The sequence below is a fragment of the Pseudomonas sp. MWU12-2319 genome (assembly GCF_023242525.1).
Lineage (GTDB): Bacteria > Pseudomonadota > Gammaproteobacteria > Pseudomonadales > Pseudomonadaceae > Aquipseudomonas > Aquipseudomonas gingeri_D.
Map to the genome: position 1 here is coordinate 1 of NZ_JALJES010000045.1, position 3,120 is coordinate 3,120.

Sequence of the window (3,120 nt, forward strand, 5' to 3'; positions counted from 1 at the left end):
AGTATAACCAGATTGCTTGGGGTTATATGGTCAAGTGAAGAAGCGCATACGGTGGATGCCTTGGCAGTCAGAGGCGATGAAAGACGTGGTAGCCTGCGAAAAGCTTCGGGGAGTCGGCAAACAGACTTTGATCCGGAGATGTCTGAATGGGGGAACCCAGCCATCATAAGATGGTTATCTTGTACTGAATACATAGGTGCAAGAGGCGAACCAGGGGAACTGAAACATCTAAGTACCCTGAGGAAAAGAAATCAACCGAGATTCCCTTAGTAGTGGCGAGCGAACGGGGACTAGCCCTTAAGTGGCTTTGAGATTAGCGGAACGCTCTGGAAAGTGCGGCCATAGTGGGTGATAGCCCTGTACGCGAAAATCTCTTGGTCATGAAATCGAGTAGGACGGGGCACGAGAAACCTTGTCTGAATATGGGGGGACCATCCTCCAAGGCTAAATACTACTGACTGACCGATAGTGAACTAGTACCGTGAGGGAAAGGCGAAAAGAACCCCGGAGAGGGGAGTGAAATAGATCCTGAAACCGTATGCGTACAAGCAGTGGGAGCCCACTTTGTTGGGTGACTGCGTACCTTTTGTATAATGGGTCAGCGACTTATTTTCAGTGGCGAGCTTAACCGAATAGGGGAGGCGTAGCGAAAGCGAGTCTTAATAGGGCGTCTAGTCGCTGGGAATAGACCCGAAACCGGGCGATCTATCCATGGGCAGGTTGAAGGTTGGGTAACACTAACTGGAGGACCGAACCGACTACCGTTGAAAAGTTAGCGGATGACCTGTGGATCGGAGTGAAAGGCTAATCAAGCTCGGAGATAGCTGGTTCTCCTCGAAAGCTATTTAGGTAGCGCCTCATGTATCACTGTAGGGGGTAGAGCACTGTTTCGGCTAGGGGGTCATCCCGACTTACCAAACCGATGCAAACTCCGAATACCTACAAGTGCCGAGCATGGGAGACACACGGCGGGTGCTAACGTCCGTCGTGAAAAGGGAAACAACCCAGACCGTCAGCTAAGGTCCCAAAGTCATGGTTAAGTGGGAAACGATGTGGGAAGGCTTAGACAGCTAGGAGGTTGGCTTAGAAGCAGCCACCCTTTAAAGAAAGCGTAATAGCTCACTAGTCGAGTCGGCCTGCGCGGAAGATGTAACGGGGCTCAAACCATGCACCGAAGCTACGGGTATCACTTAGGTGATGCGGTAGAGGAGCGTTCTGTAAGCCTGTGAAGGTGAGTTGAGAAGCTTGCTGGAGGTATCAGAAGTGCGAATGCTGACATGAGTAACGACAATGGGTGTGAAAAACACCCACGCCGAAAGACCAAGGTTTCCTGCGCAACGTTAATCGACGCAGGGTTAGTCGGTCCCTAAGGCGAGGCTGAAAAGCGTAGTCGATGGAAAACAGGTTAATATTCCTGTACTTCTGGTTATTGCGATGGAGGGACGGAGAAGGCTAGGCCAGCTTGGCGTTGGTTGTCCAAGTTTAAGGTGGTAGGCTGAGATCTTAGGTAAATCCGGGATCTTAAGGCCGAGAGCTGATGACGAGTTGCCATTAGGCGACGAAGTGGTTGATGCCATGCTTCCAAGAAAAGCTTCTAAGCTTCAGGTAACCAGGAACCGTACCCCAAACCGACACAGGTGGTTGGGTAGAGAATACCAAGGCGCTTGAGAGAACTCGGGTGAAGGAACTAGGCAAAATGGCACCGTAACTTCGGGAGAAGGTGCGCCGGTGAGGGTGAAGGACTTGCTCCGTAAGCCCATGCCGGTCGAAGATACCAGGCCGCTGCGACTGTTTATTAAAAACACAGCACTCTGCAAACACGAAAGTGGACGTATAGGGTGTGACGCCTGCCCGGTGCCGGAAGGTTAATTGATGGGGTTAGCTAACGCGAAGCTCTTGATCGAAGCCCCGGTAAACGGCGGCCGTAACTATAACGGTCCTAAGGTAGCGAAATTCCTTGTCGGGTAAGTTCCGACCTGCACGAATGGCGTAACGATGGCGGCGCTGTCTCCACCCGAGACTCAGTGAAATTGAAATCGCTGTGAAGATGCAGTGTATCCGCGGCTAGACGGAAAGACCCCGTGAACCTTTACTATAGCTTTGCACTGGACTTTGAATTTGCTTGTGTAGGATAGGTGGGAGGCTTTGAAGCGTGGACGCCAGTTCGCGTGGAGCCAACCTTGAAATACCACCCTGGCAACTTTGAGGTTCTAACTCAGGTCCGTTATCCGGATCGAGGACAGTGTATGGTGGGTAGTTTGACTGGGGCGGTCTCCTCCTAAAGAGTAACGGAGGAGTACGAAGGTGCGCTCAGACCGGTCGGAAATCGGTCGTAGAGTATAAAGGCAAAAGCGCGCTTGACTGCGAGACAGACACGTCGAGCAGGTACGAAAGTAGGTCTTAGTGATCCGGTGGTTCTGTATGGAAGGGCCATCGCTCAACGGATAAAAGGTACTCCGGGGATAACAGGCTGATACCGCCCAAGAGTTCATATCGACGGCGGTGTTTGGCACCTCGATGTCGGCTCATCACATCCTGGGGCTGAAGCCGGTCCCAAGGGTATGGCTGTTCGCCATTTAAAGTGGTACGCGAGCTGGGTTTAGAACGTCGTGAGACAGTTCGGTCCCTATCTGCCGTGGACGTTTGAGATTTGAGAGGGGCTGCTCCTAGTACGAGAGGACCGGAGTGGACGAACCTCTGGTGTTCCGGTTGTCACGCCAGTGGCATTGCCGGGTAGCTATGTTCGGGAAAGATAACCGCTGAAAGCATCTAAGCGGGAAACTTGCCTCAAGATGAGATCTCACTGGAACCTTGAGTTCCCTGAAGGGCCGTCGAAGACTACGACGTTGATAGGTTGGGTGTGTAAGCGCTGTGAGGCGTTGAGCTAACCAATACTAATTGCCCGTGAGGCTTGACCATATAACACCCAAGCAATTTGCGTCGAAAGGCCAGATTGCGGTGTGTGAAGACGAAACGAACCGAAAGTTTGCGACTCACAAAACACCGAGCTGTCACATACCCATTTGCTGGAGCGTGAACCCGTAAGGGCAAACGACCTGGCTGCCGAATTTCTTGACGACCATAGAGCATTGGAACCACCTGATCCCATCCCGAACTCAG

Annotated in this window: 1 rRNA gene; it reads left to right on the forward strand. The window is 52.1% G+C overall.

Annotation, left to right across the window (positions count from 1 at the left end):
* The first annotated feature begins 28 nt into the window (after nucleotides 1-28).
* Nucleotides 29-2,919: ribosomal RNA gene (locus tag M5C01_RS32635) — 23S ribosomal RNA — on the forward strand.
* The last annotated feature ends 201 nt before the right edge of the window (nucleotides 2,920-3,120 follow it).